Below are 26,961 nucleotides of genomic sequence, written 5' to 3'. Positions count from 1 at the left end.
ACGGTGCGGAGACCGGTGCCGGGGGCCCGTGCGGGCGCGCGCACGGGCCCCCGGGCCCCTCGGCAGGCTTCGTCAGTAGGCGAAGCCGGACTTGCCCGTCATCGTCGTCGCGACGTGGGTGATGCCGCTGCCCGGCGGCAGCGCCACGGTCGTGCCCGGGGGCGTCGTCGTCGAGCCGTCGCCGAGCTGAGCGGCCGCGTTGGCGCCCCAGCCGATGACCGAACCGTCGTCGAGCGCCGCCACCGTGAAGTCCGCGCCGCCCGCGATGCTCTGGACGCCCTTGAGGGCGTCCAGGACGACGGGGGTCGTGCGGTTGGCGTTGGTGCCGTCGCCGAGCTGCCGGTCGGTGTTCTTGCCCCAGCCCGCCAGGCTGCCGTCGTCGAGGACGGCGAAGCCGGACGCGGAGGTGGCGAAGATCCTGGCCACGGAGTCGAGGTAGGCGACGTCCACCGGCTTGTTGCTGTCCGTGGTCGAGTCGTTGCCGAGCTGGCCCTCCGCGCCCTTGCCCCAGGCCTTGACGACGCCGTCGGCGGTGAGCGCGAGGACGTGGTCGCAGCCCACGGCGACGGACTCGACGTCGACGAGCTCGGGGACCTTCTGCGGGGTCTCTCGGGTGGTGTTGTTGCCGGTGCCCAGGCGTCCGTTGTCGCCCTTGCCCCAGGTCCAGACCGTGCCGTCCTGCCGGAGCGCCACGCTGAAGTCGCAGCCCGCCCCGACGTCCTTGACCTTGTCCAGGCTCTGTACGGGGATCGGGGCCTTGTACGGGTTGGTGGTGTCCTGACCGGTGCCGAGCTGCTTGGAGGCGTTGCTGCCCCAGGCGAGGACGCGGCCGCCCTTGACGGCGAGGGCGTGGTTGAGGCCGGCGGAGACCTCGCTGACGCCGGAGAGTCCGGCGACGGTCGCGGGGAAGGACTGGGCGGTGGTGGTGCCGTTGCCGAGCTGGCCGGTGGTGTTGGCGCCCCAGCTCTTCACGGTGCCGTCCTTGAGGAGGGCGACGGCGAAGGGGTTGGCGGCCGCCGCCGCGCCGCCGCCGCCTCCGGAGAGCTCGCGGACGTCGTCACGGGTGATGCCGCTGACGGGTGCGGGAGTCTGCTGGGCGAGGACGCTGCCGTTGCCGAGCTGCCCCTGGGCGTTCTCGCCCCAGGCGCGGACCCAGGGGTCGGTGCCGGCCTGGGCGGGGAGGGCGGAGGCGGTGAGCGCCGCGAGGGACAGTGCGGCGAGGAGGGGGAGACGCAGGGGTGGGGTCATCTGCGTGCCTTTCGTTTCAGTAGGCGTAGCTCGTCTTCCACGAGGTGGAGGTCGCCACGCGGGTCGTTCCACTGCCCGGGGGCAGGGCAGTGACGGGGGACAGGGAGGGCGAGGTGGTGCCGTTGCCGAGCTGGCCGGAGCCGTTGTCGCCCCAGCCCAGGACGGACTGGTCGTCGAGGAGGGCAAGGGTGTGCTTCCAGCTGCCGGTCAGGGACGTCACTCCGGTGAGGCCGGGAACCGGGACGGGAGTGGTCCGGTTGACGGTGCTGCCGTCACCGAGCTGACCGTCCGCGTTCCAGCCCCAGGCGCGGACGCCGCCGTCGTCCAGGACCGCGAGGCTGTGGTGTCCGCCGACGTGGACCGACGCCACGTTCTCCAGGTGGTGGACGGGCACCGGGACCGGACTCGCTTCGGTGGAGTCGTTGCCGAGCTGTCCGTTGGCGTTCCGGCCCCAGGCCCGGACGGAGCCGTCCGCCAGGAGGGCGAGGGTGTGGTGGCAGCCCACCGCGATGCCGACGACGTCGGAGAGGCCAGCCACGCGCCCCGGCGTGTTCCGGTCGGTCGTGGAACCGTCGCCGAGCTGGGCGTTGCTGTTCCGGCCCCAGGTCCAGACCGTCCCGTCCTCACGGAGGGCCACCGTGTGGGCACATCCGGCGCCGATGTCCTTCACCTTGTCGAGGCTCTGGACGCGGACGGGACGGCTCGTCGCGGGAGCGTTGGCAGCGGCCGAGGCGCCGTTGCCGAGCTGCCCGTAGCTGTTGTCGCCCCAGGCGAGAACCCGCCCGCCGCGCACGGCGAGGGCGAAGTTCCCGCCCGCGGTCACCGAGGAGACGCCGGAGAGTCCCGCGACCGAAGCCGCGAACGACCTCGACGTCGTGGTGCCGTCGCCGAGCTGCCCTGCAGAGTTGCCGCCCCAGGACCGGACGGTTCCGTCGTGCAGCAGGGCGACCGCGAATGACGTCACGTCGGAGAGACCGCCGCCCGCGAGTTGCTGGACGTCGTCCCGGGCGAGGCCCGTGACGGCCGACGGCGTCTGCTGGTCGAGTGTGGAGCCGTTGCCGAGCTGGCCGGCGCTGTTGAGGCCCCAGGCCCGCACCCATGGATCACTCGGTTCGGCGTATGCCTGACCCGTGAGCGCCATCAGGGCAAGGGCTGTCGCGATTCCGCGCACGTACACGTACGACATGCCGTTCACCGGCCTCAGTACGCGTACGTCGTGTTGCCGCCCAGCGACACGGCCACCGCCTTGATCGCCGAGCCCTCGTTGAGGATCTTCACCGACTCGAAGCGCGCGACCGTCGTGCCGTTGCCGAGCTGGCCCTCGCCGTTGTGGCCCCAGGTGAAGACGTCGTCCGCCGTGACCGCGACGCCGTGCCGGGCGCCCGCCGCGAGGTGCTGGACGCCCTCGAGGCGCGGGATCTCGACGGGGGCGGTGCGGTTGGTGCGGGAGACGTTGTCGCCGAAGGCCTCGTCGCCCTCGAGGAGCTGGCCGTACTGGTTGTTGCCCCAGCCCCAGACGTGGCTGTCGCTCGTCTTGGCGTAGTTGTGGAAGGCGCCCGCCTCGATGTCCGAGACGCCCTCCAGCCAGTCGACGTCGACGGGGAGCGTGGCGGACTTGGTGGAGGAGTTGCCGAGCTGGCCGTACAGGTTGTAGCCCCAGGACTTGACCGTGTCGTCGGCGGTCAGCGCGAGGGCGTGGTGGCAGCCGGCGTCGATCTCCACGATGTTCTCCAGGCCCGTGACCTGCCGGGGCACGGAGCTGGTGGCGCGGGAGCCGTTGCCCAGCTGGCCGTGGATGCCGCGGCCCCACGCGTACACCTTGCCGTTCTCCAGGAGGGCGAGGCTGAAGTCGCAGCCCGCCGAGATCTGCTTCACCTTCGGCATGCCCTGGACGCGGTCGGGGACCGTACGGCTGTCGCCGGTGCGGTTGTTGCCGAGCTGGCCGTAGGCGTTGTCGCCCCAGGAGTAGACCTGGCCGCTCGTGTCGAGGGCCAGGGCGTGCTTCCCGCCGGCGGCGATGTCCTTGATGTTGGTCAGGCGCGGGACGGTGGTGGGCACGGTCTGATTGGTGTTGCCGCCGTTGCCGAGCTGGCCGGAGGAGTTGTGGCCCCAGGACTTGACCGTCTTGTCGGTCCGGGCGAGGGCGAACGAGTCGGCCGAGGACGTGCCACCGGCCGACACCTGGTCGACGTCGCCGCGGAAGAGGCTGGTGACCGAGGTCGGGCTGAGGCTGTCGGCCAGGGTGCCGTTGCCGAGCTGGCCGGTGCGGCCCGCGCCCCAGCTCAGCACGGTCGGATTGCCCTCGTTGGCGCTCGCGAGGGTGGTCGGTACGGCGGCGAGGGTCGCGGCCGTGAGGACGGCCAGGCCTCGGAAGCGGGTACGCAGGGGACTGCGGCGTGTACGGGACATGGCTCTGCTCTCCTTCGATGGGGACATACGGGAGCGCTGCGCCCGGTCGGCCGATGGCTCCGCCGGGGAAGGCGGAGGCGTGCGCGGGCCGGGCGCGGGTCATGCGGACAGGCCGTGCCGGGCCCTTGGGCATGGGGCGCCCACGGCCGGGTGCGACGACCGGGACGGGCCGTCGGGCACAGGAGCAGACTGACCGAAAACGATCACCGGGGCGAGCCGGAATCGCTGAAACACCCGTCTGACGGACGCCCGTTCGGGGACGTGATGCCGGGGGCGCGTACGCCTTCCGGCCGCGCCGCGCGGGACCCCTCGGGGCCGCTGTCGGCGGGCCGCCGAACGGCGGCGCCCGGGGGAGTGAGGGTCCCCGCCCCGTACGGCGGACCGCCCTCTCACCGGCGCCCCGGATTCCCTGCGAACGGGTGGAGCGACGGGCCCGCGAGGCGGCTTGCGACGGGCCCGGGCCCCGCCCCTGGCGGCCTCCCCGAGTGCGCTCCGCCGAAGCGGTGAGCGGGCCCGTCGGCGCGCGCCGCACCGTGTGTCCTGCCGGGGCGCCGAGGCGACGGCGGCTAGCGTCGGAGCGCGCTCGGTGATCTTGAGGACAGTCCCCTGTCCGCCCCTGGCGTCCCCATCCGAGCCATCCAACTCACCCCTGTCCCAAGGGAGTTCGCATGCCCGCACGCATGGCATCGGCACGTCGTGTGCTGACCGCCGCCGTCCTCGCCGCCGCACTCGGCCTGCCCCTGGCCCCCGCCGCGTACGCCGAGGAGTGCAAGCCCGACGACCAGGCCTGTCAGGACAAGGAGCACAACGCCGATCAGGCCAAGAAGATCGAGGAACAGCAGAAGAAGAACCAGGAGGCGGCCGCCAAGGCCGACAAGGACATCAAGGCGGCCGAGGAGAAGCTCAAGGAGTGCCCGCCCGGCTCGTCCTCCTGCATGGGCAAGCTGACCGGCGGCAAGGGTGCCGCCGAGGAGCAGGACCTCGGTGACATGAAGGACACCATCAAGAAGAACGAGACCGCGCCGACGGACAACGCCGCCGACGCCGTCACCTCGACCTGCGAGTCCTTCCCCGGCTCGCTGCCGCAGGGCTCCACCGACCCGGGGCAGTCCCCCTTCCCGGTCGACCAGCTCTGCGGGCTCCTCGGCGGCTGAGCCGCACCCCGCGCCACGTCCCCGCTCCCATCCGTCCCGAAGGGAACCTCCGTCATGCCCGCGTGCACTCGCCGCGCCGCCCTGCTGCCCGCCCTCTCCGTCCTCCTCGGCCTCGCCGCCGCCTCCCTCGCGACGCCCGCCGCCGCCGAGGAGGGGCCGGGCGAAACCCCCGTACCCCGCGCCCTCACCGCCGACGGGCGCCCGGCCAAGGTCGACGACGTCCTCAAGCACTGCCGGACCGAGCGCTCCGCCTGCACCTTCCGGATCGACCCCAAGCTGAGCCGCGAGTACGTCACCACGGTGAAGTCGCTCGGCAACGCGGTGATCAACTGCACCCAGAGCGACATGGCCGTCGAGCGGACCGTCACCCTGAAGACGGGCACCACCGACAACATCGGCGGCGAGATCTCCGGGACGATCACCGCCGAGGGCACCGTCGGGGCCACCGGTCAGGTGACCGGCAGTCTCGCCAACGAGACCGCCATGGAACACAAGACGCCCCAGCTCGACAAGGGCCCCACCTCGTCCATGGGCAACAAGACCACCGTGTCCGGGGGTGCGACGGCGTCCGGCTCGATGACCGCGCGCCTCGCCTTCGAGGCCGCGTTCAAGGCCACGTACTCCAAGTCCTGGACGGTGGAGGCCAGCGAGGAGACCGTCTACAAGACCACCGTCCACGCGCACGACATGCTCGTCTTCGGCGCGAACGCCGCCATGCGGCGGGTGGCCGGCAGCCTCGTAGCCAAGACCGGGCAACGGATCATCGGCATCGTCGTGGACAGCCCCTCGATGGTCACCAGCAGCACGTTCATCGCCCAGACGTACGCCGCGCCCGCCGGAGTCTGCGGCGGCACGCGGCCCACCGGGAACACCGCGCCCACCCCGGCGCCCGGACCCGGCCCCGCGCCCGCTCCCGGACCCGGTCCGGTCTCCGCCGCCGAGGTCCCCGCCGCGCGTGCGGTGCCCGCGGGCGCCGAGCCGAAGAGCGTCGTCGTCCTGCCCGCCGACGCTTCCTGACCCGGGAGGAGAACCCCCATGAACCGCACCACGCTCCCGGCCCTCGCCGTCCTCGGCGCCGCCGGACTCCTGATGCCCGTCACACCCCTCGCCTCGGCCGCCCCCGCCGAGCAGACCGTCCCCGTCCTCAACGGCGACTTCGCCGACCCCGTCATGAGGGGCGACGGCCCCACCACCGTCGGCATCGACTTCTGGACCGGCCTCAACCAGCGCTACTCGCCCACCGCCTCGGGCCGCACCGACGCCTCCCACGGCGTCGCCCTCCAGAAGGACGGCAACACCCTCCGCCAGCGGCTCCGCGGGGTCCGCGCGGGGGCCAGGGTCACCGTGACCTACGAGGACAGCCCCGCCGTCTCCAAGGAGTGCACCGGCGAACAGGTCGTCGACGGTCAGCCGTACGCGGTCTCCGGCTCCGGCGGCCCGGTCCAGGAGGTCACCACCGCCGGAGACCCCGACCGGGCCAAGGGGACGCCTGGCAAGGGCCGCTGGACAGGCCGCGCCTACGTGTTCACCGCCGGCGAGAACGAGCCGGTGCTCACCTTCACCTCACGGGTCACCGACTCCCGCACCCACGTGACCTGTTCCCCGATGGTCGCCCGCATCCGGGCGGTCGAGGTGCCGCCCGCCGTCGACAAGACCGTCGACAAGACGCGCCTCGGCACCTCGGAGGCGTACAAGGGCAACGAACGGGAGAGCAGCCTCCACAACGCGGCCGCCGCCTGCAACGGCGAGAACGCCTGCGTGTTCCGGCCCGACACCCGGACCTCCTTCCGCTACTACGACCGGGCGCGCGTCGTCGGCGAGGCCTACGTCAACTGCACCCGCAACACCCTGGAGCACAGCCGCGTCCTCTCGTACTCCGAGCGCAGCCACGACAGCATCTCCCAGACGTACGCCGACGCCGGCCTCCCACTCCCCGAGGTGGCCCGGCTGCCCACCAGCGGCGACCGGACGGAGGACGAGAAGCGGATCGAGGAACGGCCGATGGCCGGACAGTTCTCCCAGGCGTACGAGAAGGGCTGGCAGCGGCCCTGGCAGTGGTTCAGCAGCGACCAGCGGACCGTCGTGGAGCGGATCCAGCCCGGCGAGGTCAGCTGGGTCGAGATGCAGCCGAGCCGCGAACGGGTCGAGGGCTGGTTCGTCAGCAAGAAGGACGACTACCGGCTGCACGCCGTCGTCGACGGGCCCTCCCGCGCCGTCCCCGACCGGCTGCTCCAGCGCACCGGGCCCATGTCCGAGGCCGAGAAGCAGCGCTGCGCCGCCGACCGCCCCATGACCACGACCCCGGTCGGGGCGGACGCGCCCGCGAGCTCCAGCGACAAGGGCCTCCTCAGGGCGCCGGTGCCGACCGCCCCGGGCGTCCGCGCCTCGGCCCGGAGCCTGCCGCTGGAGTAGCCGGCGCCGCCCGCCGCCTCACCCCGCCACGGCGGTGAGGCGGCGCACCACCTCGTCCCGGCCCAGGGCGCGGGCCACGGCGAAGAGGTCCGGGCTGCGGGTGGCGCCCGTCAGCGCGACCCGGACCACGTTCGCGACCGTCCTCGGCGGTCCCGCCCAGCGGTCCGGGTCCCGGCGCCAGGAGGCCGTGTCCGGGGCGAAGCCGTGCCGCACGGCGATCTCCCCGAGCTTCGCGAACCACTCGTCGGGGGAGACGGCGGCGAAGTCGGCGGCGATCCGCCGCACGAGGTCCGGGGCGAGGCCGCCGTAGCGGTCGTCCCCGGGCGTCGGCGCCGGCCCGAAGAGCTCCGCGAAGAAGAAGCCGTACCGGTCGCGGAAGCACGACCAGCGCTCCAGGTCCTTGCGGGCGGGCGCGCCCTCCGGCCGGCCCGTGGCCACGGCCGCCAGGGCGAGGTCCTCGTGGCGGGCGAGGACGGAGGCGAGCTCGGGGTCGTACTCCCGCGCCCAGGCGAGCAGCTGCGCGTACAGCTCCCGAGGGGTGAGCGAGGCGATGAACTCGCGGCTCAGGGAGTGCAGTTTGGGCAGGTCGAGCAGCGGACCCGAGGGGCGCATGCCGTCCAGCCGGACGTCGGCGGCGAGCGCCTCGGCGGTGGGCACGTCCATCAGCCGGATGTTGGCCAGGCCCCGCAGATAGTGCTGGACCGCGGCGGGCGGATAACCGGCGGAGAGGTAGTAGTCCACCGACGCCTCGGGGTCCTTGCGCTTGCTGAGCTTGCGGCGCGAGGGCCCCTCCGCCTTCATGAGCGGGGCGAGGTGCGCGTACGTGGGCGGCTCGAACCCTAGCGCCGTGTGCAGCTGCAGATGGACCGGGGTCGAGGAGAGCCACTCCTCACCGCGCACCACCAGCGTCACCCGCATCAGATGGTCGTCCACGACGTGCGCGAAGTGGTAGGTCGGCAGCGGCAGTTCCTCCCCGGAGGACTTCAGGAGGACGATGTCGTTGCCGTTGTCCTGCATGGTGACGGAGGCCCGGATGCGGTCCGTGAACCGGACCCGGCCGGGGAACTCGTACGGGCAGCGGAACCGCACCACGTACGGCTCGCCGGCCGCGAGCCGCCGCGCCGCCTCCTCCGGCGCCAGCGTCCGGCACGGCGCCCACCGCCCGTAGTAGCCCAGCGGGGAGCGGCCCGCGCGCTGCTCCTCCGCGCTCCGCGCGAGGAGGTCCTTGCCGCAGAAGCAGGGATAGGCGCGGTCGCGGCGAAGAAGGTCCCGCACATGGCTGAGGTAGATGTCCCGGCGCTCCGACTGGAGGTACGGTCCCCACGCCCCGCCCCCGGCGGCGCCCCCCTCGTCCGGGGCGAGGCCGAAGGCGCCGAGCAGCCGGGAGAACTCCTCCGCGGCGCCCGCCACCTGCCGGGACCGGTCGGTGTCCTCGACGCGCAGCACGTGCACCCCGCCCGACTGACGGGCGAGCGCCCGGGCCACGGCCGCCGTGTAGAGGCCGCCGATGTGCAGGTGTCCGGTGGGGCTCGGGGCGAAGCGCGTGACCTCGGCGCCGTCCGGCAGGGCGCGCGGCCCGAACCGCCGCTCCCAGTCGGCCGGTTCCGGGAGATCGGGCGGGAACATCGCGTTGATGACGGACAGGTCGAGCACGGTGGACTCCCTCCTGGAGAACCAGGGTTCCTGGAGAGATCCACCGTAGGCCGGTGACCGGCCGATCCGAGCGGAGCGAGGGCCGGAGGCTGCGGAACTCCGAACCCTCTTCGGCGTTGTGGGCTGCGGGAGGGATGCCCGGTCAGTAGCGTCCCGAGGACCGCTCCGTACGCGAACCGCTTCCGTACGAGGACCGTTCCCGACGACGACCACAAGGGGGTGTGATGGGAGGCACGCGCGCGGTGGGCCTGCTCGCACTCGGTTCCTTCGCCATGGGGACCGACGCCTACGCGATGGCCGGACTGCTCCCGGACATGGGCGCCGACCTGGGCGTCTCCGTCTCCCTCGCGGGCCAGTCCGTCACCGCCTTCACCCTCTGCTACGCGCTGGCCGCGCCGCTCCTCTCGGCCGTCCTCGCCCGTTGGGGCACCCGCACGGTCCTCGTCACCGCACTCGTCGTCTTCGTCCTCGCCAACACCGGTACGGCGCTCGCCGGTTCGTACGCCGCCCTCCTCGGCACCCGCGCCCTCGCCGGCGCCGGAGCCGGCCTCTTCACCCCCGCGGCGGCCACCGCGGCCGTCGCGCTCGTCCCACCCGAGCGGCGCGGGCGCGCCCTCGGCCTGGTCCTCGGCGGGATGAGCGCGGGCACCGTGCTCGGCGTGCCGCTCGGGCTGCTCGTCGCGGCCGCCTCCGGCTGGCGGGCCGCCCTGTGGCTGATCACCGGGCTCGGCCTGGTCGCGCTGCTCGGCGTCGCGACGGCGCTGCCGCCCGTGCGGGGAGCCGCCGCGCCCTCGCTGCGGGCCCGGCTCGGCGCCCTCGCCCGCCCCCGGGTCGCCGTGGTCGTCGCCGTCACCTTCACCCAGACCGTGGCCAGCCTCGGGCTCTACACCTACCTCGAACCGGTGCTGCGCCGCGTCGCCGACGTGAGCAGCGCGGTGCCGTACCTGTGGGTCTGGGGCATCGGCGGGGTCTGCGGCAGCCTCCTCGCCGGCACCCTCGTCGACCGGACGGGACGCCCCGCCCGCCTCGCCGTCGTGCTCCTCGGCATCCTCGGCGGCGCCCTGGCGCTGCTGCCGTGGACCGGCGCCGTGCCCGGCCTCGTCCTGCTGCCCCTGCTGGTCTGGGGCGCGGTCGGCTGGGCCTTCGTCGTCCCGCAGCAGCACCGGCTCCTGGCGGGGGAGGCTTCCGGGACCGGAGCCTCCGATGGCCCCGGAGGCTCCGGCGAGGGCGGCGCCGCCGCCGTCGGCCTCAACAGCTCCGCCACCTACCTCGGCGGCGCCGTCGGCTCCGCGCTCGGCGGCCTCGCCCTCGCCCACGGGCTCGACGCCGGCCGGCTGCCGCTCCTGGCCGCCGCGGTCGCGCTCGCGGGAGTCCTCCTCCACCTCGCGGTGGCCCGGCGCGTCACTGGGTCACCCCTTCAGGACCACGCCCACGGGACCGGACCGCACGTCTCGGACCACGCCCACGGGACCGGACCGCAGGTCCCGGACCACGCCCACGGGGCCGGAGCCGCGGACGCGCCCGCGGCCGGGGCCCCCGAAAGGAACGCCTCATGAAATTCGGCGTCAATCTGCCCAACTACGGCCCCGAAGCCACCCCCGACGCCCTCGCCGACTGGGCGCTGCGGATCGAGGCGATGGGCTACCACTACGCCATGGTCTCCGACCACGTCGCGCTCACCCCGGACGTCCAGCACCTCTTCCCCGCCCCGTTCTACGACCCCTTCGCGACCCTCGCCTGGCTCGCCGGCGTCACCAGGACGGTGGGACTCGGCACGACGGTGACGATCCTCCCGTACCGGCACCCCGTGCACACCGCCCGCGTCGCCGCCAACATCGACCGGTTCAGCAACGGCCGACTGGTGTTCGGCGCGGCGGCCGGCTGGGCCGCCCGGGAGTTCGCCGTCCTCGACGTCCCGTACCGCAAGCGCGGTGCCATCAGCGACGAGTACCTCGCCGCCATCAAGGCCTGCTGGGCCGACGAGGTCGCCTCCTTCGACGGCGCCCACGTCTCCTTCCGCGAGGTCCACACCGGGCCGCTGCCCGTGCAGCGCCCCGGACCGCCCGTCTGGGTCGGCGGCCACAGCTACGGGGCGCTGCGCCGGGCCGTCCGCCTCGGCGACGCCTGGCACCCCACCTCCGTCTCCGGCGACTGGCTCCTCGGCGTCGGACTGCCCACGCTCCGCCAGGTCGCCGAGGAGCAGGAACTGCCGGTGCCCGACCTCTGCCCCCGGATCAAGCTGCGGGTCACGTCCCGGCCGCTGGGCCCGGGCCGGCTGCTCGGCGAGGGCACCCGGGAGCAGATCGCCGACGACCTCGGACTCCTCCAGGACCTGGGCGCCCGGGCCGTCGTCCTCGACCCCACCTACCCGGGCGACCGGCGGGAGGCGGGGCGCACGGCGCGGGACCTGGACGTCCTGGAGACACTGGTCAAGGAGGTCATCGACGTGGACGCCGGCTGCGTACGATGAGAAAGCGCCGGCGGAGAGCGGGGGAGGGGTGCGGGACGTGACCGATCTGGACCTGCGGAAGCTGCGCGTGCTCAGGGAACTCAGCGAGCGCGGCACCGTCAGCGCCGCCGCCCGGGCCCTCCACCTCACCCCGCAGGCCGTCTCGCAGCAGATCAGCGCCCTGGGACGGGAGTTGGGCGTCCCGCTCACCGAACCGTCCGGGCGCCGGCTGCGCCTCACCGGCGCGGCGCGGATCGTGCTCCGGCACGCCGACGCCGTCTTCACTCAGGTCGAGCAGATGCGGGCGGAGCTCGCCGCGCACGGTAGCGGCGAGCGCGGCGAGGTCGCGGTGGCCGGTTTCTCCACCACCCTCTCGGCGCTGATCCTGCCCGCCGTGGCCCGGCTGCGGGAGAGTCGGCCGCTCCTGCGGACCTCGCTCGCCGAGGTCGACCCGCCGGAGAGCTTCTCCATGCTGCACCGCGGCGAGACGGACGTCGTCATCTCCGCGGACGCCGCGCACCGCCCCGGAGCGGCGGGCGAGGACGGGCGCTTCGACGCGCGGTTCCACCGGGTCGCGCTCTGCGAGGACCCCTTCGACATCGCCCTGCCGGAGGGCCACCGGCTCCTCGGCAGCCCCCGGCTGCTCCTCGCCGACCTCGCCGAGGAGACCTGGATCTTCGCGACGACGGGCCTGTGTCACGACATCGGCGTCGCCGCCTGTACGGCCGCCGGGTTCACCCCGCAGGCTTCCCACGCCATCGGCGACTGGGACGCCACGCTGGCGGCGGTGCGCCTCGGCCTCGGGGTCGCGCTCGTCCCGCGGATGGCCAAGCCGGTGCCGCGGCCCGAGGTGACGATCCGCGCGTTCAGCGAGCAGGCCCCGTCCCGCACGGTCTTCGCGGCCGTACGGGAGGGCAGCCAGACCTCCCCGGAGATCGCCGCCGTCCTGGACGCGCTCCGCACGGTGGCCCGGGCGGCCGTCGCCGCCTGACCAGGCGGAACACGATTCGCCACGGCTCGTGGAAGGTACCGTCCACGAGCCGTTGCTGGACCCCTCCGGCTGCCGCTGCGAGGCTCGTTCCCGTACCGCGGACCACTTCGCGCGCCTCCTCTCCTCCGACTTCTCTCCTCCTGGATCGGGAACACCCATGTCCAAAGCCACGTACACGCGGCTGGCCGCGCTGAGCCTCATCTGGGGCTCCGTCTTCCTGTGGATCAAGATCGCCGGATACGGCTTCTCACCCGTGCAGATGGTGCTGATCCGGCTCGCCCTCGGCGCCGCCGTCATCCTCGCCATCGGCTACGCGAAGGGGCTCCGGCTGCCCAAGGAGCCCGCCACCTGGGGACACCTGACGGTCGCCGCGCTCCTCGGCAACGCCGTCCCCTGGACCCTCTACGCCGAGGGCGAGATCGCCGGCTCCAGCAGCGTCGCCGCCGTGGTCAACGGCAGCGCGCCGATCTGGACCCTGGCGGCCGCCCTGCTCCTCGGCCAGGAGAAGCGGGTCTCCGGATTCAAGGCGGGCGGTGTGCTGCTCGGCCTCGGAGGCACCGCGCTCATCGCCTCGCCCTGGAACGCGGCTTCGGCGGGCACCGGTTGGAGCATCCTCTGCTTCGTCCTCGGCTCGATCAGCTTCGGCGCCAGCTTCGCGTACATGGGCAAGTTCCTCGTCGGCAAGGGCATTCCGCCGCTGATGCTGGCGGGCGGGCAGCTCAGCGTGGCGACCGTGCTGCTCCTCGCCGCCTTCCCGTTCCTCGGCCTCCAGGCCGTGACCTGGCGCGCCGACTCGGTGATCTCGGTCCTCGTCCTCGGCGTGGTCTGCACCGGCTTCGCCGCGCTGCTCAACTTCGAGCTGATCATCAAGGACGGGCCCACGGTGGCCTCCACCGTCACCTATCTGATGACCGCGGTGGCCGTCGTGCTCGGCGCCGTCGTGCTGCGCGAACCGCTCGGCTGGACCGTGTGGCTCGGCGCGGTGGCGGTGCTCGCCGCCACCGGTCTGCTGCGGCGCAAGCCGAAGCCGGCGGCCGAGCCGGCCCCCGGGGCCGCCCCCGTACCGACGCCGGCGGCTGTCGATTAGCCGGACGCATTCAGCAGGACCCAGGAACCCAGAAATGCCGGGCCGTCATCCGCAATATTGCGTTCACCAATGGAGCGGGCGTCGGGTGGTAGCGTCGCAAGCGGAAACACCCGGCCTTTATGGGGAGTCGCACGTGGCTTTTGTGGTCGAACTCGTTTTCCGTGGCAATGAGACGGACCGGTTGAGTTTCGGAGAAGCTCACCGGGCCTATTGGAAAAGAATGGCCGCGCGCGGCATTCTGCTCGGCGGCGGTCCCTGGCGGGACGGCACCGGGGAGTTCCTCGTCTGCGAGGCCCCCGACCGCCGCACCCTCTTAAGGGTGCTGTACGCCGACCCGTACGCACAGGCGCAGGTCATCGGCGAACTGCGGGTCAGGGAATGGAACGCCCTCATGGGCCACGTGGTGCTGGCCGGTCTCGAACGGTCCACCGGAGGGGCCGGGACCCACGAGCGAATACGCGGGGGCGTGCCGGCACCCGTCGCGCCGCTCGCCCCGCCGAGCGCCCGTGAGGAGCTGACCGCCCACGAGCGGCGCATCGCCACGATGATGCTCGACGGCCTGACCAACAAGCAGATCGCCGAGTCCTTCACGGTCTCCACCCGGGCCGTGGAGCTGCACATCACCCGGATCTACCGGAAGCTCGACATCCGCAGGCGCGCCCAACTGGCCGCTGCCATCGACCGGTTCGAAGCCGCGCTGGCCTGCTGATCAGTCCGTCCCACCCACAGACGAAGGGGAGTCACCATGCCGCTGGTCGAGATCACCGTTCCCGAGGGCACCCTCTCCGAGGCCGCCGCGGAGGTCCTGCAGCAGCAGGTCGCCGACTCCGTGCTGACGGCCATGGAGCTGCCCCACACCGACTTCTTCGCCGCCGCCACCTGGGTGTACGTCCGCGAGGCCGCCAAGGGGCTCGCGACCACCGGCGCCGGCCGGCCCCCGGGCGTCCTGGTCGTCGTCACGCCCCTGGAGGGTTTCCTCACCCCCGAGCGGAACGAGGCGCTGGCCGTCGAGGTCACCCGGCACGTGCACGAGGCGACGGGACCCGACACCGTCGTCTGGCTCGTCGTGAACGAGATCCCGGAGGGGAACTGGGCCGTGAACGGCGGACTGACCCGCCGCGCCAAGATCGACGAGCTCGTCGCCGAGGCGGCCCGGGCGAGCTGAATTCCGTATTCCATCCGGCGGAAGGCGCCGCACCGTATTCACGGTGCGGCGCCTTCCGTATTTCCGGTGCCCCGTAAAGGGGTGCGGATTCCCGTATCGATGTGCGGCTCACCCCGCCCGTACGGTGATGTCAATGGCACCGACGGATGGGAGAGACTCGTTCATGGCTCTGCAATCGGCGCCGCGGCTCGGTGTGGTGGTTCCGTCCGGAAACGCCGCCGCCGAACCCGAGATCGGCAGCCTCGTAAGCCCCGCGTTCAATGTCCACACCTCGCGATTCCCGGTGCTTCCCGGAAAAGACCTGCGCGGTCGTCTGGAGAAGTACAACGACGTGCTTCCCGAAGTGCTCGGGAATTTCGGCGGACTGCGTCTCGACGCGGCCGTCGTCTCCTGCACCGGTTCGCACTACCTCCTCACCCCCGAAGGCGACCGCGCCCTCTGCGCGGAGCTCTCCGAGCGTGCCGGAGCACCCGTGCGGTCCGCCGCCCTGGCCATCCTCGACACCGCGCGGGCCGTGGGCGCCGAGCGCCTCGTGCTCATCTCGCCGTACGAGCCCTGGCTCACCGAACTCTCCCACGCCTACTGGGAGTCGGCCGGACTCACGGTCGACCGGATCGTCAAGGTCCGGGCCGGCGCGCGCTTCTCCCCGTACGACGTGACCACCGAGGAACTCGTCGCCCAGGTCCGGGAGGCCGAACTCCCGGAGGACGCGACGCTGTTGTTCACCGGCACCGGCATGTTCACCTTCGACGCCCTCGCCGAGCTCGGCCGGGACAGCGGACGCACCCTGCTCACCTCCAACCTGGCGAGCGCCTGGTGGGCCCGCGACACCCTCGGCCTCCCGGCCGACGGCCCCGACGCCCACCCGCTGCTGCGGCGGCTGGCCGAGAAGACCGGCGGCCGTGCCGGTGCCCCCGGGCCCGCCGCCGTGGCCGTGTCGTGAGCGGGCATACAGCGCCCCACGGGCCGGCGTCCCACGGGCCGGCGTCCCACGGGCCGGCGTCCCACGGGCAGGCGTCCCACGGGCCGGCGTCTTACGGACGGCCCGCCCTCCACGCACCGGTCGCCGTCGTCGGCGCCGGGCCGGTGGGACTGACCGCCGCGCTCGTCCTGGCCCGCGCCGGGATCCCGGTGACCGTCCTGGAGTCCAGGAACGAACTGGCCACCGAGTCCCGCGCCTCCACCTTCCACCCCGCCACCCTCGACCTCCTCGACGAACTCGGCGTCGCGGCCGCCCTGCGCGGCCAGGGCCGCACCGTCGACCGCGTCCAGTGGCGGGACCTGGACGGCGGCGTGCACGCCGAGCTGGACTACGCCCTGCTCGCCGGACACACCCGCCATCCGTACCGGCTCCACGTCGAACAGGCCCGACTCACCCCCCTGCTGCTCGACGCGCTGACCGCGACCGGCCTCGCCGACGTACGGTTCGGGGCCACCGTCACCGGAGCCGGCGAGACCGGCGACGGGGTGCGGCTGCGCACCGAGGACGCGGCGGGGCGGGCCACCCACAGCCACCATCCGTACGTCCTGGCGGCCGACGGCAGCCGGAGCCGGCTGCGCGAACTCGCCGGGCTGCCCGGCACGGCCGTGGAGTACCCGGACTACGCGCTGCGCGTGGTCACCGACGCCCCGCTCGACGAACTGGTCCCCGGGCTCGCCCCCCTGACGTACGTCCGCGACCCCCGGGGATCGGTCAGCGCACTCGGGATGCCCGACCACTGGCGGCTCATCTTCCGGATCCGGCGCGGGACGCCCCGCGACGAGGTGCTCGCACCCGAGGCCGTACGCGCCCGGGTCGACCGGGCCCTGCCGGGCGGCGCCGGACGGGCCGTGCGCGTCACGGACGCGCACACCTACCGGCTCGCGCGGTTCCTGCTGCCGCGCTACCGGGCCGGCCGGGTGCTGTTCGCCGGGGACGCAGCCCACCTCACGTCCACCGCCGGCGGACTGAACATGAACTGCGGGATCCACGACGCCGTGGAGACCGGCCGGGCCCTCGCCACCGTCCTGCACGAGGGCACAGGGGACGAGGCACCCCTCGACACGGCCCTCGGGCGCCGACGCTCCATCGTCGAGACGGCCGTCATCCCGCGCAGCGAGGCCCGCACGGCCGGTCTGGAGAGCCCGACCGAACTCCGCGCCCGCGTCGCCGACCTGAGGCGCACCGCGGCGGACCCCCGCGCGGCCACCGACTACCTGTTCAAGGCATCACTTCTCGACGTCGCACCACCACCCCTGAAAGGTGACGCACATGCGGATCTGGTTTCACAAGCACACCGTTGAAGGACGCCTGCCGCTGCTCGACCAGTGGTACCGCGAGCACCTCGACGCGATCGCCGCGCCCGGCACCACCGTCGACATCAAGACCCTGCCGGCCGACACGTACCCCGACCGCACCCCCTTCGGCCTCGTCGGCCACCACTCCGCCCAGGTGCTCTTCAGCCGGCACTTCTCCGAGTCCGCGCTGGTCGCGGAGCGGGAGGGCTACGACGCCTGGGTGATCGCCGCCGGCCAGGACCCCGGCCTGCGGGACGCCCGCCACCTCGCCTCCATCCCGACCCTCGGCTACGGCGAGACGGCCTTCTTCCTCTCGGCGCTCACCGGCCAGCGCTTCGGCGTCCTCGGCTTCATGCCGCCGCTGGAGGAGCCCATCAGGGCCAACATCCGCCAGTACCGCCTGGAGTCCTCGCTCAGCTCGTACGAGGTCGTGCCCGGCGGCTGGGACTCCGTGCACCGCTCCCTGGAAGGCGACTTCGACGAGTTCGTCGAGGTGTACTCGGCGGCCGCCGAGCGCGCCGCCCGGGCCGGCGCCGAGGTCATCATCCCCGCCGAGGGCATCCCCAACGAGATCCTCTGGCACCTCGGCATCCACGAGCTCCACGGCCTGCCCGTGATCGACCCCGCCGGACTCGCCGTGAAGCTCGCGGAGACCCTCGTCCAGCTGGGCGAGCTGAAGCTCTTCCAGCGCAGCGGCCACGGCTACTGGTTCAGCCGCCCCGACGAGCCCGTCGCCAAGCACCTGGAGCAGGTCTTCCTCGGCTCGGCCCTCTAGGTCCTCCAGGAGATGCCGTGTCCCGGGCCCCGCACGCCCTCCCCGCCCCGCACCCGCACGTGTATCCGCATGCCGCCACGCCCTCGAAGGAGTCACGCCCATGACGTACGACGCCTACGGCCGCAACACCGCGGCCACCGACCCCACCGCCCCCTACTACCGCCCGCGCCGGCTCCGCCGCACGCCCGCCCTGCGCCGCTTCGCCGCCGAGACCCGCGTCGGCCCCGCCAACCTCGTCCAGCCCCTCTTCCTCCGCGAGGGCCTCACCGAACCGCGTGAGATCCCCTCCATGCCGGGCGTCTTCCAGCACACCCGCGACACCCTCCGCAAGGCCGCCGCCGAGGCCGTCGCCAACGGGGTCGGCGGACTCATCCTCTTCGGCATCCCCGAGCACAAGGACCCCACCGGCACCGGCGCCGTCGACCCGGACGGCATCCTCCAGGTCGCCCTGCGCGACGTCGTCGCCGAGGTCGGCGACTCCACCGTCGTCATCGGCGACATCAACCTCGACGAGTACACCGACCACGGCCACACCGGCGTCCTCGACGCGAACGGCGACGTCGACAACGACGCCAGCATCGAGCTGTACGCGCGGGCCGCCGTCGTCCAGGCCGACGCCGGCGCCCAGATCGTCGCCCCCAGCGGCATGATGGACGGCCAGGTCCGCCGCATCCGCGAGGCCCTCGACCAGGCCGGACACCAGTCCGTGGCCATCCTCGGCTACTCCGCCAAGTACGCCTCGCACTTCTACGGCCCCTTCCGCGACGCCGTCGAATCCACCCTGCGCGGCGACCGCAAGGGCTACCAGCAGTACCCCGGCAACATCCGCGAATCCCTCCTGGAGGTCTCGCTCGACGTCGCCGAGGGCGCCGACCTGGTCATGGTCAAGCCCGCCCTCGCCTACCTCGACATCGTCCGGCTCATCGCCGACCACGTGCAGGTGCCCGTCTCCGCCTACCAGGTCTCCGGCGAGTACTCCATGGTCGAGGCCGCCGCCGCCAAGGGCTGGATCGACCGCGACCAGGTCGTCCGGGAGAGCCTCGCCTCCATCCACCGCGCCGGCGCCACCCAGATCATCACCTACTGGGCCTCCGAGTTCGCCCAGAGCCTGGACCGGTGACCCCGTGACCTCGTCCTCCTCCATGCTGGTCCTCGGCATCAGCCATGCCAGCGCCCCCCTCGACCTCCTGGAGAGACTCGCCGGCACCGACCGGCCCGCCGAGGAACTCGTCTCCGACGTGACCTCCGTCGACGGCATCGACGCCGCCGTCGTCGTCTCCACCTGCAACCGACTGGAGATCTACGCCGAGACCCGCGCCTCCACCTCCGAACTCGACGGCCTCGGCGAGCTGTTCGCCCAGCACACCGGCGTCGACCACGAGGAGATCGCCCCGCACCTCTACAGCCACCACGCCGACGGAGCCGTGCGCCACCTCTTCGCCGTGGCCTCCGGACTCGAATCGGTCGTGGTCGGCGAGGACCAGATCCTCGGCCAGGTGAAACTGGGCCTCGAACGGTCCCAGCGGCTCGACCGCACCGGCCGCGTCCTCGCCAAGGCCGTCCAGACCGCCCTGCGGGTCGGCAAGCGGGCCCGCAACGAGACCGGGCTCAACGAGGCCGGCCGCTCCCTCGCCACCGCCGGACTCGGCTTCTTCGAGCGCAAGGTCGGCTCCCTGCACGGCAAGACCGCCCTCGTCATCGGCGCCGGAGCCTTCGCCGGAGTCGTCGTCGCCGCACTGCGCCGCTCCGGCCTCGACCGGGTCCACGTCGCCAACCGCACCCCGGAGAAGGCCCAGCGGCTCGCCGAGACCACCGGGGGAGCGGGCTACGACCTCACGGACCTGCCCCGGCTGCTCACCGAGGTCGATGTCGTCGTCGGCGCCACCGCCGCCACCGGCCACCTCGTCACCGCCCGGCACGTCGAGGAGGCGCTCGCCGCCCGGGACGGTCGCGAGCTGTTCCTGCTCGACCTGTCCCTGCCGCACAACATCGCGCCCGCCGCGGCGGAGCTGCCCGGCGTCACCTTCGTCGACCTGCGCCGGATCGCGGAGGAGGGCCAGGAGGACGAGATCTCCGCCGCCAGCGTCCAGGCCGCCCACGAGCTGATCGACGCCGAGGTCGAGCAGTTCCGCACCGGCCTCCGGCTCGCCGGCGCCAAGCCCGTCCTCACGGCCCTGCGCACCGCCGCCACGGAGGCCGCCGAGGCCGAACTCGACCGGCTCGCCCGCCGCCTCGACGGACTCGACGGCGCGACGCGGCAGGAGATCGACCGCAGCGTCCGCCGGATCGTCGACAAGGCCCTGCACCAGCCCACCGTCCTCGTGCGGGAGCTGGCGGCCGACCCGGACGGCGCCCGGCACATAGCCGCCTTCACCCGCCTCTTCGCCGCGGCGGAATCCCCCCACGACAGCGACACGAACGACCCGAACGAGAAGAAGATCGAGGCCATCGCATGAGTGACATCTCGGCCCTCTGGGAAGCCGAATCCATCGCCGTCATCGGGGCCAGCGAGCGCCCCGGCGCCCTGGGCCGCAAGCCGCTCGACTACCTCCTCCGGTACGGCTACAAGGGCCGGATCCTGCCGGTCAACCCACGCTCCCCGGAGATCCTCGGCGTCCCCGCGTACCCCAGCGTCAAGGACGCCCCGGGCCCCGTCGACCTGGCCCTGATCATGGTCTCCGCCGAGCGGGTCCCCGGCGCCGTGGACGACTGCGTCGCCGCCGGCGTCAAGCTCGCCGTCATCGCCTCCTCAGGCTTCGCCGAGACCGGCGAGGAGGGCGCCCGCCTCCAGGCGGAGGTCGTCGCCAAGGCCCGCGCCGGAGGCCTGCGGATCATCGGACCCAACTGCATCGGCGCCGTCGGCTACGAGAACCGCGTCCTCGCCACCTTCAGCCCGCTCTTCGGCGCCGAGTCCGTGCCCTTCGAGCCCGGCACCCTCGCCTTCGTCAGCCAGAGCGGCGCCCTCGGCTTCGGCGCCGCCAGCCTCGCCCTGGAGCGGGGCCTGCGCCCCGGCTGGGTGGTCAGCACCGGCAACGACGCCGACGTCACCGCCCTCGAAGTCCTCCGCGAACTGGCCGGAGTCCCCGAGGTCACCGGCCTCCTCGGCTACCTGGAGGACACCCCGGACATCGGGACGCTGCGCGAACTGGCCGGCTCCGGCAAGCCCGTCGCCCTCCTCAAGTCCGGCCGCACCGAGGCGGGCGGCCGCGCCGCCGCCTCCCACACCGGCGCCCTCGCCACCGACGACCGGGTCCTGGACGCCGCCCTGCGCGGCCTCGGCATCGTCCGCGTCGAGGACATCGACGAACTCCTCGACGTGGCCCGGGTCTTCGAGTCCGAGCGGCGCCCCGTCGGCAACCGCGTCGCCGTCGTCACCACCTCCGGCGGCTCCGGCATCCTCGCCGCCGACGCCGTCGAGGCCCACGGCCTGGAGCTCAGCGCCCTGGAGCCGCGCAGCAAGGAGGCGCTCGCCGAGATCGTCCCCGCCTTCGGGGCCATCGACAACCCGGTCGACATCACGGCCACCGTCCTCAGCGACCCGTCCCTGTTCGACCGCTCCCTCGACGTCCTGATCGCCGACGACACCGTCGACATCATCGTCGCCGCCTTCTGCGTGATGGCCGGACCCGACGTCGAGAAGGCCGTCAACGCCCTCTCCCGCGCCGCCGCGAAGGGCGGCAAGCCCATCCTCGTCGCCCGCACCGGCGCCGACTTCCTCGCCCCCGACGCCCCGCGCGACCTGCGCGAGGCCGGGCTCCCCGAGTACCCGACGCCGGCCCGCGCCCTGCGCGCCGCCGCCGCCCTCTGGGAGGTCAGCCGCCCCCGTACGCTCCCGGACGCCCCGCGCCCCGGGACGGTCCCCGGCCCCGGCGCCGGGGCCACGGAGCCCGAGCTCAAGCGGCTCCTCGCCGAGGCGGGGATCTCCGTGCCGAAGGGCCGGATCGCGACGGACGCCGAGGACGCGGCGCGTGCCGTGACCGAGGTCGGCGGTACGGCGGTGCTCAAGGCCGTGGTGCCCGGACTGCTCCACAAGACGGAGGCGGGAGGCGTCGAGATCGGCGTCACCGCAGAGGCCGCGCCCGAGGCGTACGGCCGGCTCGCCGCGCTCGGCGGCCAGGTGCTCGTCGAGGAACTCGTCGACGAAGGCGTCGAGCTGATCGTCGGGGTCCACACCACCGACCTGGGCCCGGTGCTCACCGCCGGCCTCGGCGGCATCTTCACCGAGGTCCTCGACGACGTCGGCCACCGGCTCCTGCCGCTGGCACCGGGCGAGGGCGCCGAGCTCCTCGCCGGGCTGCGCGGCGCGAAGGTGCTCGCCGGCACCCGGGGCCGGGCGGCCGTGGACGTCGAAGCCGCCGCCGAACTCCTCCACAAGGTCGGCGAACTGGTCCAGGACTGGCCCGCCGGCTTCGCCCTCGACCTCAACCCCGTACGGGTCCTCACGAAGGGCGCGGTCGTCCTGGACGCGGCGCTCAGCGACGAGGAGGCGGCCCGATGAGCGGGACGGACAACAGCAAGGCCCTCTTCGAGCGTGCCCGCAAGGTCACCCCCGGCGGCGTCAACTCGCCGGTCCGCGCCTTCGGCGCCGTCGGCGGCACCCCGCGCTTCATCGCCTCCGCCCAGGGCCCGTACCTCACCGACAGCGACGGCAACGAGTACGTCGACCTCATCTGCTCCTGGGGCCCGATGATCCTCGGCCACCGCCACCCGGCCGTCGTCGAGGCGGTCACCAGGGCCCTGGAGCGGGGCACCTCCTTCGGGGCCCCCTCCACCGGAGAGGTCGAACTCGCCGAGGAGATCGTCGACCGGGTCGCCCCCGTCGAGCAGGTGCGCCTCGTCAGCTCCGGCACCGAGGCGACGATGTCGGCGATCCGTCTGGCGCGCGGCTTCACCGGCCGCTCCAAGATCGTGAAGTTCGCCGGCTGCTACCACGGCCACGTGGACGCGCTCCTCGCCTCGGCCGGCTCCGGCCTCGCGACCTTCGCGCTGCCCGACACCCCGGGCGTCACCGGCGCCCAGGCGAGCGACACGATCGTCCTGCCGTACAACGACCTGGCGGCGGTCGAGAAGGTCTTCGCCGAGATCGGCGACGAGATCGCCGCCGTCATCACCGAGGCGGCCCCCGGCAACATGGGCGCCGTCCCCCCGCTGCCCGGCTTCAACGCCGGCCTCAAGGAGATCACCGCCCGCCACGGCGCGCTGTTCGTCTCCGACGAGGTCATGACCGGCTTCCGGGCCAGCCGCTCCGGCTGGTACGGCCGGGACGGCGTCGCCCCCGACCTGCTGACCTTCGGCAAGGTCATGGGCGGCGGCTTCCCCGCGGCGGCCTTCGGCGGACGCGCGGACGTCATGGCCCACCTCGCCCCGGCCGGCCCCGTCTACCAGGCGGGCACCCTCTCCGGGAACCCGGTCGCCACCGCCGCCGGCCTCGCCACCCTGCGGCACAGCACCCCCGAGGTGTACGAGCGGCTCGACCGGGTCTCGGCCACGATCGGCGCCGAGGTCTCCGCCGCCCTCACCAAGGAGGGTGTGGCGCACCGGCTGCAGTATTCCGGCACCATGTTCTCGGTCTTCTTCGGCGAGGACGAGGTGGTGGACTTCGACGGGGTCCGCGCCACCGAGGCGCACCGCTACACCCCGTTCTTCCACGAGCTGCTGCGACAGGGCGTCTATCTGCCGCCCTCGCCGTTCGAGGCCTGGTTCATCTCGGCCTCGCACGACGACCGGGCCGTGAGCCGGGTGGTCGAGGCGCTCCCGGCCGCGGCGGCGGCAGCGGCGGCGGCGAAGCGCTGACGGCGGGGTCGTACAGAAGGCTGACGGCAGGGTCGTACAGAAGGAAGAGCCCCCGTGGACCACGGGGGCTCTTCCCTCGGCTGCGGCGATTCAGGCCGCGAGGTCGATCCGCACCTCGACGTTCCCCCGGATCGCCTTCGAGTACGGGCAGCGGCCGTGGGCGGCGTCGGCGAGCCGCCGCGCCTCGGCAGCGTCGAGCCCGGGCAGTTCGACGGTGAGGACCACCGACAGGTGGAAGCCGCCCTCCTCCTTGTGCAGCGCCACCTCGGCGGTGACGGTGTCGTCCGTGAGCACGGTTTTCGCCTCGCGCGCGGAGACCCGGAGCGCGCTGTGGAAGCAGGCGGCGTAGCCGGCGGCGAAGAGCTGCTCGGGGTTGGTCGCGGTGCCGGAACCGCCGACGGCCTTGGGGCTCGACAGCGGCAGATCGAGGAGCCCGTCGGAGGAGCGCACGGCGCCGTTGCGCCCGTCTCCGGTGGAAGCGACCTCGGCGGTGTAGACGACGGCCATGCGTCATTCCTTTCGAAAGCGGAGAAGGAGGAATTCCTCCCAGTCTCCGGCGCCGCCGAATTCCCGGCGCTACGGATCTCCGCAGTCCTTCCCGGCGGGACGCGCAATAGCGTGAAGGACATCACGAACCCATGAATTCAAGGGAGTTGGTCATGGCAGGACCGCTGAGCGGAGTGCGCGTACTGGAATTCGCGGGCTCGGCGCCCACCGCGTTCGTCGGCACCGTCCTGTCCGGTCTCGGCGCCGATGTCGTACGGGTCGACCGGGCACCGGCCGGGCCGCCCGCCCCTGACGCCGCGCGCCCGGCTGAGAACCCGCTCTCCCGCGGCCGCCGTTCGGTCGCCCTGGACCTCAAGAGCCCCGAGGGGATCGAGCGGGCGCTCGCGCTCGCCGAGCACGCCGACATCCTCGTCGAGGGCTTCCGCCCCGGCGTCGCCGACCGCCTCGGCATCGGCCCCGAGGCCGCCCACGCCCGCAACCCGCGCCTGGTGTACGGCCGGCTCAGCGGCTGGGGCGGCCAGGGCGAGTGGGCCGGACGCGCCGCCCACGACCTCGCGGTCCTCGCCCTGACCGGCGCCCTCGACACCGACCCCGCCACCGGAGCGCCGGTGCCGCCCCCGACCGCGTACCTCTCCAGCTTCGCCGGCGGGGCCAACGCCCATGTGCACGGGCTGCTCGCCGCGCTCCACGAGCGGGAGCGCTCGGGCCGGGGCCAGGTCGTCGACACCGCCCTCGCGGACGGCGCCGCCCTGATCGCCACCCTGATCCACCAGTGGCGCGCGGTCCCCGGCAACCACACCGTCACCGACGCCCCGCACTACTCCTTCTACGCGGCCGCCGACGGCCTGCACCTCGCCGTCGCCGCCATCGAACCCCGGCTCTACCGGAACCTCCTGGAGCAGCTGGGCCTGACGGACGACGACACCCTCCCCGACCGCGCCGACCCGGCCGCCTGGCCCGAGCTGCGCGCCCTGATCGCCGCCCGCTTCGCGACCCGGGACCGCGAGCACTGGGTCAAGCTCTTCGACGCCGTGGACGCCGGAGTGGCCCCGGTGCTGACCGCCGCCGAGGCGGCCGAGCACCACCAACTGGCCGCGCGCGGAGCCTTCGTGGACGTCGGCGGCACCCTCCAGCCGGCCCCCGCCTCCCGCTTCGACCGCACCCCGACCGACGCCCCGGGCCGCGCCCCGCTCCCGGGCGAGCACACCGACGAGGTGCCGGCCGAATGGGCTCAGGCCTCCAGATAGCGCAGCACGGCCAGGATCCGCCGGCTGTAGCCGTCGGTCCGGTGGAGCTCCAGCTTGTCGAAGACGACGCCCAGGTACTTCTCCACCGCGCTCAGCGAGAGGTGCAGCTGCCGTGCGATCGCCGCGTTCGTGTACCCCTGGGCCAGCACCTCCAGGACCTCCCGCTCGCGCGGGGTGAGCCGGGCCAGGGGATCGGCGTGGGCGCTGCGCACGACGAGCTGGCGCACGACCTCCGGGTCGATCGCCGCCCCGCCCGCCTGGATCCGGTCCAACGCGTCGAGGAACTCCTCGACCTGGGCCACCCGGTCCTTGAGGAGGTAGCCGACCCGTTCCGCGCCGGCGGCGAGGAGCCGGGCCGCGTAGCTGCGCTCGACGTACTGGGAGAGCACGAGCACCCCCGTCTCCGGCAGCCGCTCGCGGATCTCCACGGCGGCCCGCAGCCCCTCGTCCGTGTGGGTCGGCGGCATCCGGATGTCGGCGACCACGACGTCCGGGCGCCGCGCCGCCACCTCGGCGACGAGGCCCTCCGCGTCGCCGAACGCGGCGAGCACCTCGTGGCCCTCCTCGACGAGCAGCCGCACCAGGCCCTCCCGCAACAGGGTCGAGTCCTCGGCCAGGATCACGCGCACGGCAGCTCCGCGACAAGAGTGGTGGGTCCCCCGAGGGGGCTGTCGACGCGCAGGGTCCCGTCGAGCGCGGCGACCCGGCTGCGCAGCCCGGTGAGCCCGCTTCCGGCCGGGTCCGCGCCGCCCCGGCCGTCGTCCTCGACCCGCACGGTGAGCAGCGGGCCGACGCGCGTCACGCGGACGGAGACGGCGGAGGCGGAGGAATGCTTGGCGGCGTTCGTGACGGCCTCCGACACCACGAAGTACGCGGCGGTCTCCACCGGCCGGGGCAGCGGCGCGTCCCCCGCCTCGAACCGGACGCGCAGCGGGATCGCGCAGCGCTGGGCCACCCCGCCGAGCGCCTCTTCGAGCCCCAGGCTGTCGAGGGCCGCCGGATACACCCGCCAGGCCACGTCCCGCAGCTCGGCCAGGACGTCCTGGGCCTCCCGGTGCGCCTGCCACAGCAGGGCGTCCGCCTGCTCCGGGTCGCGCCCCCGGCCCCGGCGCGCCCGGCCGAGCAGCATGGCCAGGGCCACGAGCCGCTGCTGGACGCCGTCGTGGAGATCCCGCTCGATCCGCCGGCGCTCGGTGTCCACGGCCTGGACCACGGCGGCCCGGCTGAGGGCGAGTTCGTCGATGCGCCGCCGCAGCAGTTCCCGCTCGGAGGGCCCGAAGCACGCGCGCGCGAGACGGGCGTCGAGCGCGGTCAGCGCGTGCAGCCCCTGGACGTCGAGGAAGAGCAGGACACCGCCGAGCAGCAGCTGACCGAGGAGCTCCGTCCAGTCGAGCGAGCCCCGGATTACGCCCCGGACGAGCAGGAGGGCCAAGACGGCGCCGAAGCCGAGGAGCCCGAGGACGACCCCGGACACCAGGCCCGTCCCCACGCGGGCCGCGAGGTACCGCAGGAGCCGCCGGTCGGGGACCTCGTACGGGCCGGGGAACCGGTCGCCGAAGAAGACCGAGCGACGGCTCCGCTCCAGCGCCGCGAGCCACCGTGCCCCGGCGACCAGGACCCGCCGCGCGCGGGGCCACGGCCCGAGTACGGCTCCGGCGACCACGAGGAAGAGCGCGCCGAGAAGAGCGCTGAGGCAGCCGAGCACCACCCCGACGAACCGCAGCCCCGCCGACCGAACCCCCGTACCGCCGCCTTCGCCCCCGCGCACGGTCCCGCAGCCTAGTTCCGCCTCCG

The 26,961-nt window shown here is 73.6% G+C and carries 24 protein-coding genes; 17 read left to right on the top strand and 7 right to left on the bottom strand.

The annotated features are described in order from the left end of the window. Nucleotides 1-72 precede the first annotated feature (72 nt). The 3 genes from BLW86_RS10275 to BLW86_RS10265 are packed head-to-tail and all read right to left on the bottom strand — an operon-like array spanning nucleotide 73 to nucleotide 3,657. Nucleotides 73-1,248 carry an RCC1 domain-containing protein gene (locus BLW86_RS10275; protein ID WP_093873755.1) on the bottom strand — a complete coding sequence of 392 codons (1,176 nt, stop codon included), beginning with the start codon at nucleotides 1,246-1,248 and terminating at the stop codon, nucleotides 73-75. 16 nt (nucleotides 1,249-1,264) lie between these two features. Further along, on the bottom strand, nucleotides 1,265-2,434 hold the full coding sequence (locus tag BLW86_RS10270; protein WP_093878602.1) for an RCC1 domain-containing protein: 1,170 nt from the start codon (nucleotides 2,432-2,434) through the stop codon (nucleotides 1,265-1,267). 14 nt (nucleotides 2,435-2,448) lie between these two features. Continuing rightward, nucleotides 2,449-3,657, bottom strand: a complete 1,209-nt coding sequence (locus BLW86_RS10265) for an RCC1-like domain-containing protein (protein ID WP_093873754.1) — start codon at nucleotides 3,655-3,657, stop codon at nucleotides 2,449-2,451. A gap of 668 nt (nucleotides 3,658-4,325) precedes the next feature. Here BLW86_RS10265 and BLW86_RS10260 point away from each other — a divergent pair. The 3 genes from BLW86_RS10260 to BLW86_RS10250 are packed head-to-tail and all read left to right on the top strand — an operon-like array spanning nucleotide 4,326 to nucleotide 7,223. Then, the gene (locus tag BLW86_RS10260; protein ID WP_093873753.1) at nucleotides 4,326-4,811 is read left to right on the top strand and encodes a hypothetical protein; all 486 of its coding nucleotides are present in this window, start codon (nucleotides 4,326-4,328) and stop codon (nucleotides 4,809-4,811) included. 54 nt (nucleotides 4,812-4,865) lie between these two features. Beyond that, nucleotides 4,866-5,828, top strand: coding sequence for a hypothetical protein (locus BLW86_RS10255; protein ID WP_093873752.1), 963 nt, complete (start codon nucleotides 4,866-4,868; stop codon nucleotides 5,826-5,828). Between the two features lie 18 nt (nucleotides 5,829-5,846). Continuing rightward, on the top strand, nucleotides 5,847-7,223 hold the full coding sequence (locus BLW86_RS10250; RefSeq protein ID WP_093873751.1) for a hypothetical protein: 1,377 nt from the start codon (nucleotides 5,847-5,849) through the stop codon (nucleotides 7,221-7,223). An 18-nt stretch (nucleotides 7,224-7,241) separates the two neighbouring features. Here BLW86_RS10250 and BLW86_RS10245 read toward each other — a convergent pair whose 3' ends face one another. Continuing rightward, the gene (locus BLW86_RS10245; RefSeq protein WP_093873750.1) at nucleotides 7,242-8,876 is read right to left on the bottom strand and encodes a glutamate--tRNA ligase; all 1,635 of its coding nucleotides are present in this window, start codon (nucleotides 8,874-8,876) and stop codon (nucleotides 7,242-7,244) included. A gap of 224 nt (nucleotides 8,877-9,100) precedes the next feature. On the opposite strand from BLW86_RS10245, the gene BLW86_RS10240 reads away from it, so the two are divergent. The 13 genes from BLW86_RS10240 to hemL all read left to right on the top strand — a co-directional run bounded on the left by BLW86_RS10240 (nucleotide 9,101) and on the right by hemL (nucleotide 23,413). Next, complete coding sequence (locus BLW86_RS10240) at nucleotides 9,101-10,432, top strand: MFS transporter (protein ID WP_093873749.1); 1,332 nt, start codon at nucleotides 9,101-9,103, stop codon at nucleotides 10,430-10,432. Beyond that, nucleotides 10,429-11,346 (top strand): TIGR03619 family F420-dependent LLM class oxidoreductase, encoded by a 918-nt coding sequence (locus tag BLW86_RS10235; RefSeq protein WP_093873748.1) that lies wholly within the window; start codon nucleotides 10,429-10,431, stop codon nucleotides 11,344-11,346. The genes BLW86_RS10240 and BLW86_RS10235 overlap by 4 nt, the downstream gene beginning before the upstream one ends. Before the next feature lie 37 nt (nucleotides 11,347-11,383). Continuing rightward, entirely contained in the window at nucleotides 11,384-12,316 is a 933-nt protein-coding gene (locus BLW86_RS10230; RefSeq protein ID WP_256341278.1) for a LysR family transcriptional regulator, read from the top strand. A gap of 157 nt (nucleotides 12,317-12,473) precedes the next feature. Further along, nucleotides 12,474-13,403 carry a DMT family transporter gene (locus BLW86_RS10225; RefSeq protein ID WP_093873746.1) on the top strand — a complete coding sequence of 310 codons (930 nt, stop codon included), beginning with the start codon at nucleotides 12,474-12,476 and terminating at the stop codon, nucleotides 13,401-13,403. Nucleotides 13,404-13,488: 85 nt separating this feature from the next. Next, the gene (locus BLW86_RS10220) at nucleotides 13,489-14,112 is read left to right on the top strand and encodes a LuxR C-terminal-related transcriptional regulator (protein WP_371129667.1); all 624 of its coding nucleotides are present in this window, start codon (nucleotides 13,489-13,491) and stop codon (nucleotides 14,110-14,112) included. 36 nt (nucleotides 14,113-14,148) lie between these two features. Then, a complete protein-coding gene (locus tag BLW86_RS10215; RefSeq protein ID WP_093873744.1) occupies nucleotides 14,149-14,568 on the top strand; it encodes a tautomerase family protein in 420 nt (139 codons plus the stop codon). A gap of 163 nt (nucleotides 14,569-14,731) precedes the next feature. After that, on the top strand, nucleotides 14,732-15,511 hold the full coding sequence (locus BLW86_RS10210) for a maleate cis-trans isomerase family protein (protein WP_093873743.1): 780 nt from the start codon (nucleotides 14,732-14,734) through the stop codon (nucleotides 15,509-15,511). Beyond that, nucleotides 15,508-16,851 carry an FAD-dependent oxidoreductase gene (locus BLW86_RS10205; RefSeq protein ID WP_093873742.1) on the top strand — a complete coding sequence of 448 codons (1,344 nt, stop codon included), beginning with the start codon at nucleotides 15,508-15,510 and terminating at the stop codon, nucleotides 16,849-16,851. Before BLW86_RS10210 ends, BLW86_RS10205 begins: the two co-directional genes overlap by 4 nt. After that, on the top strand, nucleotides 16,820-17,620 hold the full coding sequence (locus tag BLW86_RS10200; protein ID WP_093873741.1) for an aspartate/glutamate racemase family protein: 801 nt from the start codon (nucleotides 16,820-16,822) through the stop codon (nucleotides 17,618-17,620). The genes BLW86_RS10205 and BLW86_RS10200 overlap by 32 nt, the downstream gene beginning before the upstream one ends. A 100-nt stretch (nucleotides 17,621-17,720) precedes the next feature. After that, on the top strand, nucleotides 17,721-18,740 hold the full coding sequence (gene hemB, locus BLW86_RS10195) for a porphobilinogen synthase (RefSeq protein WP_093873740.1): 1,020 nt from the start codon (nucleotides 17,721-17,723) through the stop codon (nucleotides 18,738-18,740). Between the two features lie 4 nt (nucleotides 18,741-18,744). Next, nucleotides 18,745-20,076, top strand: coding sequence for a glutamyl-tRNA reductase (gene hemA / locus BLW86_RS10190; protein WP_093873739.1), 1,332 nt, complete (start codon nucleotides 18,745-18,747; stop codon nucleotides 20,074-20,076). Further along, nucleotides 20,073-22,118, top strand: a complete 2,046-nt coding sequence (locus BLW86_RS10185; protein WP_093873738.1) for an acetate--CoA ligase family protein — start codon at nucleotides 20,073-20,075, stop codon at nucleotides 22,116-22,118. The genes hemA and BLW86_RS10185 overlap by 4 nt, the downstream gene beginning before the upstream one ends. Continuing rightward, nucleotides 22,115-23,413, top strand: coding sequence for a glutamate-1-semialdehyde 2,1-aminomutase (hemL, locus tag BLW86_RS10180; protein ID WP_093873737.1), 1,299 nt, complete (start codon nucleotides 22,115-22,117; stop codon nucleotides 23,411-23,413). Before BLW86_RS10185 ends, hemL begins: the two co-directional genes overlap by 4 nt. Nucleotides 23,414-23,503: 90 nt before the next feature. Here the strand turns inward: hemL and BLW86_RS10175 are convergent, their stop codons facing one another. Beyond that, nucleotides 23,504-23,920 (bottom strand): organic hydroperoxide resistance protein, encoded by a 417-nt coding sequence (locus tag BLW86_RS10175; RefSeq protein WP_093873736.1) that lies wholly within the window; start codon nucleotides 23,918-23,920, stop codon nucleotides 23,504-23,506. Nucleotides 23,921-24,072: 152 nt separating this feature from the next. Between BLW86_RS10175 and BLW86_RS10170 the strand changes: the two genes are divergently transcribed. Then, a complete protein-coding gene (locus tag BLW86_RS10170) occupies nucleotides 24,073-25,167 on the top strand; it encodes a CaiB/BaiF CoA transferase family protein (protein ID WP_093873735.1) in 1,095 nt (364 codons plus the stop codon). Here the strand turns inward: BLW86_RS10170 and BLW86_RS10165 are convergent. Together BLW86_RS10165 and BLW86_RS10160 are read right to left on the bottom strand one after the other, a co-directional pair. Continuing rightward, on the bottom strand, nucleotides 25,152-25,796 hold the full coding sequence (locus tag BLW86_RS10165) for a response regulator transcription factor (protein WP_177181623.1): 645 nt from the start codon (nucleotides 25,794-25,796) through the stop codon (nucleotides 25,152-25,154). The genes BLW86_RS10170 and BLW86_RS10165 overlap by 16 nt on opposite strands. Further along, nucleotides 25,787-26,935 carry a sensor histidine kinase gene (locus BLW86_RS10160; RefSeq protein ID WP_256341277.1) on the bottom strand — a complete coding sequence of 383 codons (1,149 nt, stop codon included), beginning with the start codon at nucleotides 26,933-26,935 and terminating at the stop codon, nucleotides 25,787-25,789. Before BLW86_RS10160 ends, BLW86_RS10165 begins: the two co-directional genes overlap by 10 nt. Nucleotides 26,936-26,961: the final 26 nt, after the last annotated feature.

This window comes from Streptomyces sp. TLI_105 (genome assembly GCF_900105415.1).
In the GTDB taxonomy this organism is placed as follows: domain Bacteria; phylum Actinomycetota; class Actinomycetes; order Streptomycetales; family Streptomycetaceae; genus Streptomyces.
Note: the sequence above shows the minus strand (reverse complement) of the source record. Positions and strands in the feature narration are given on the sequence as shown.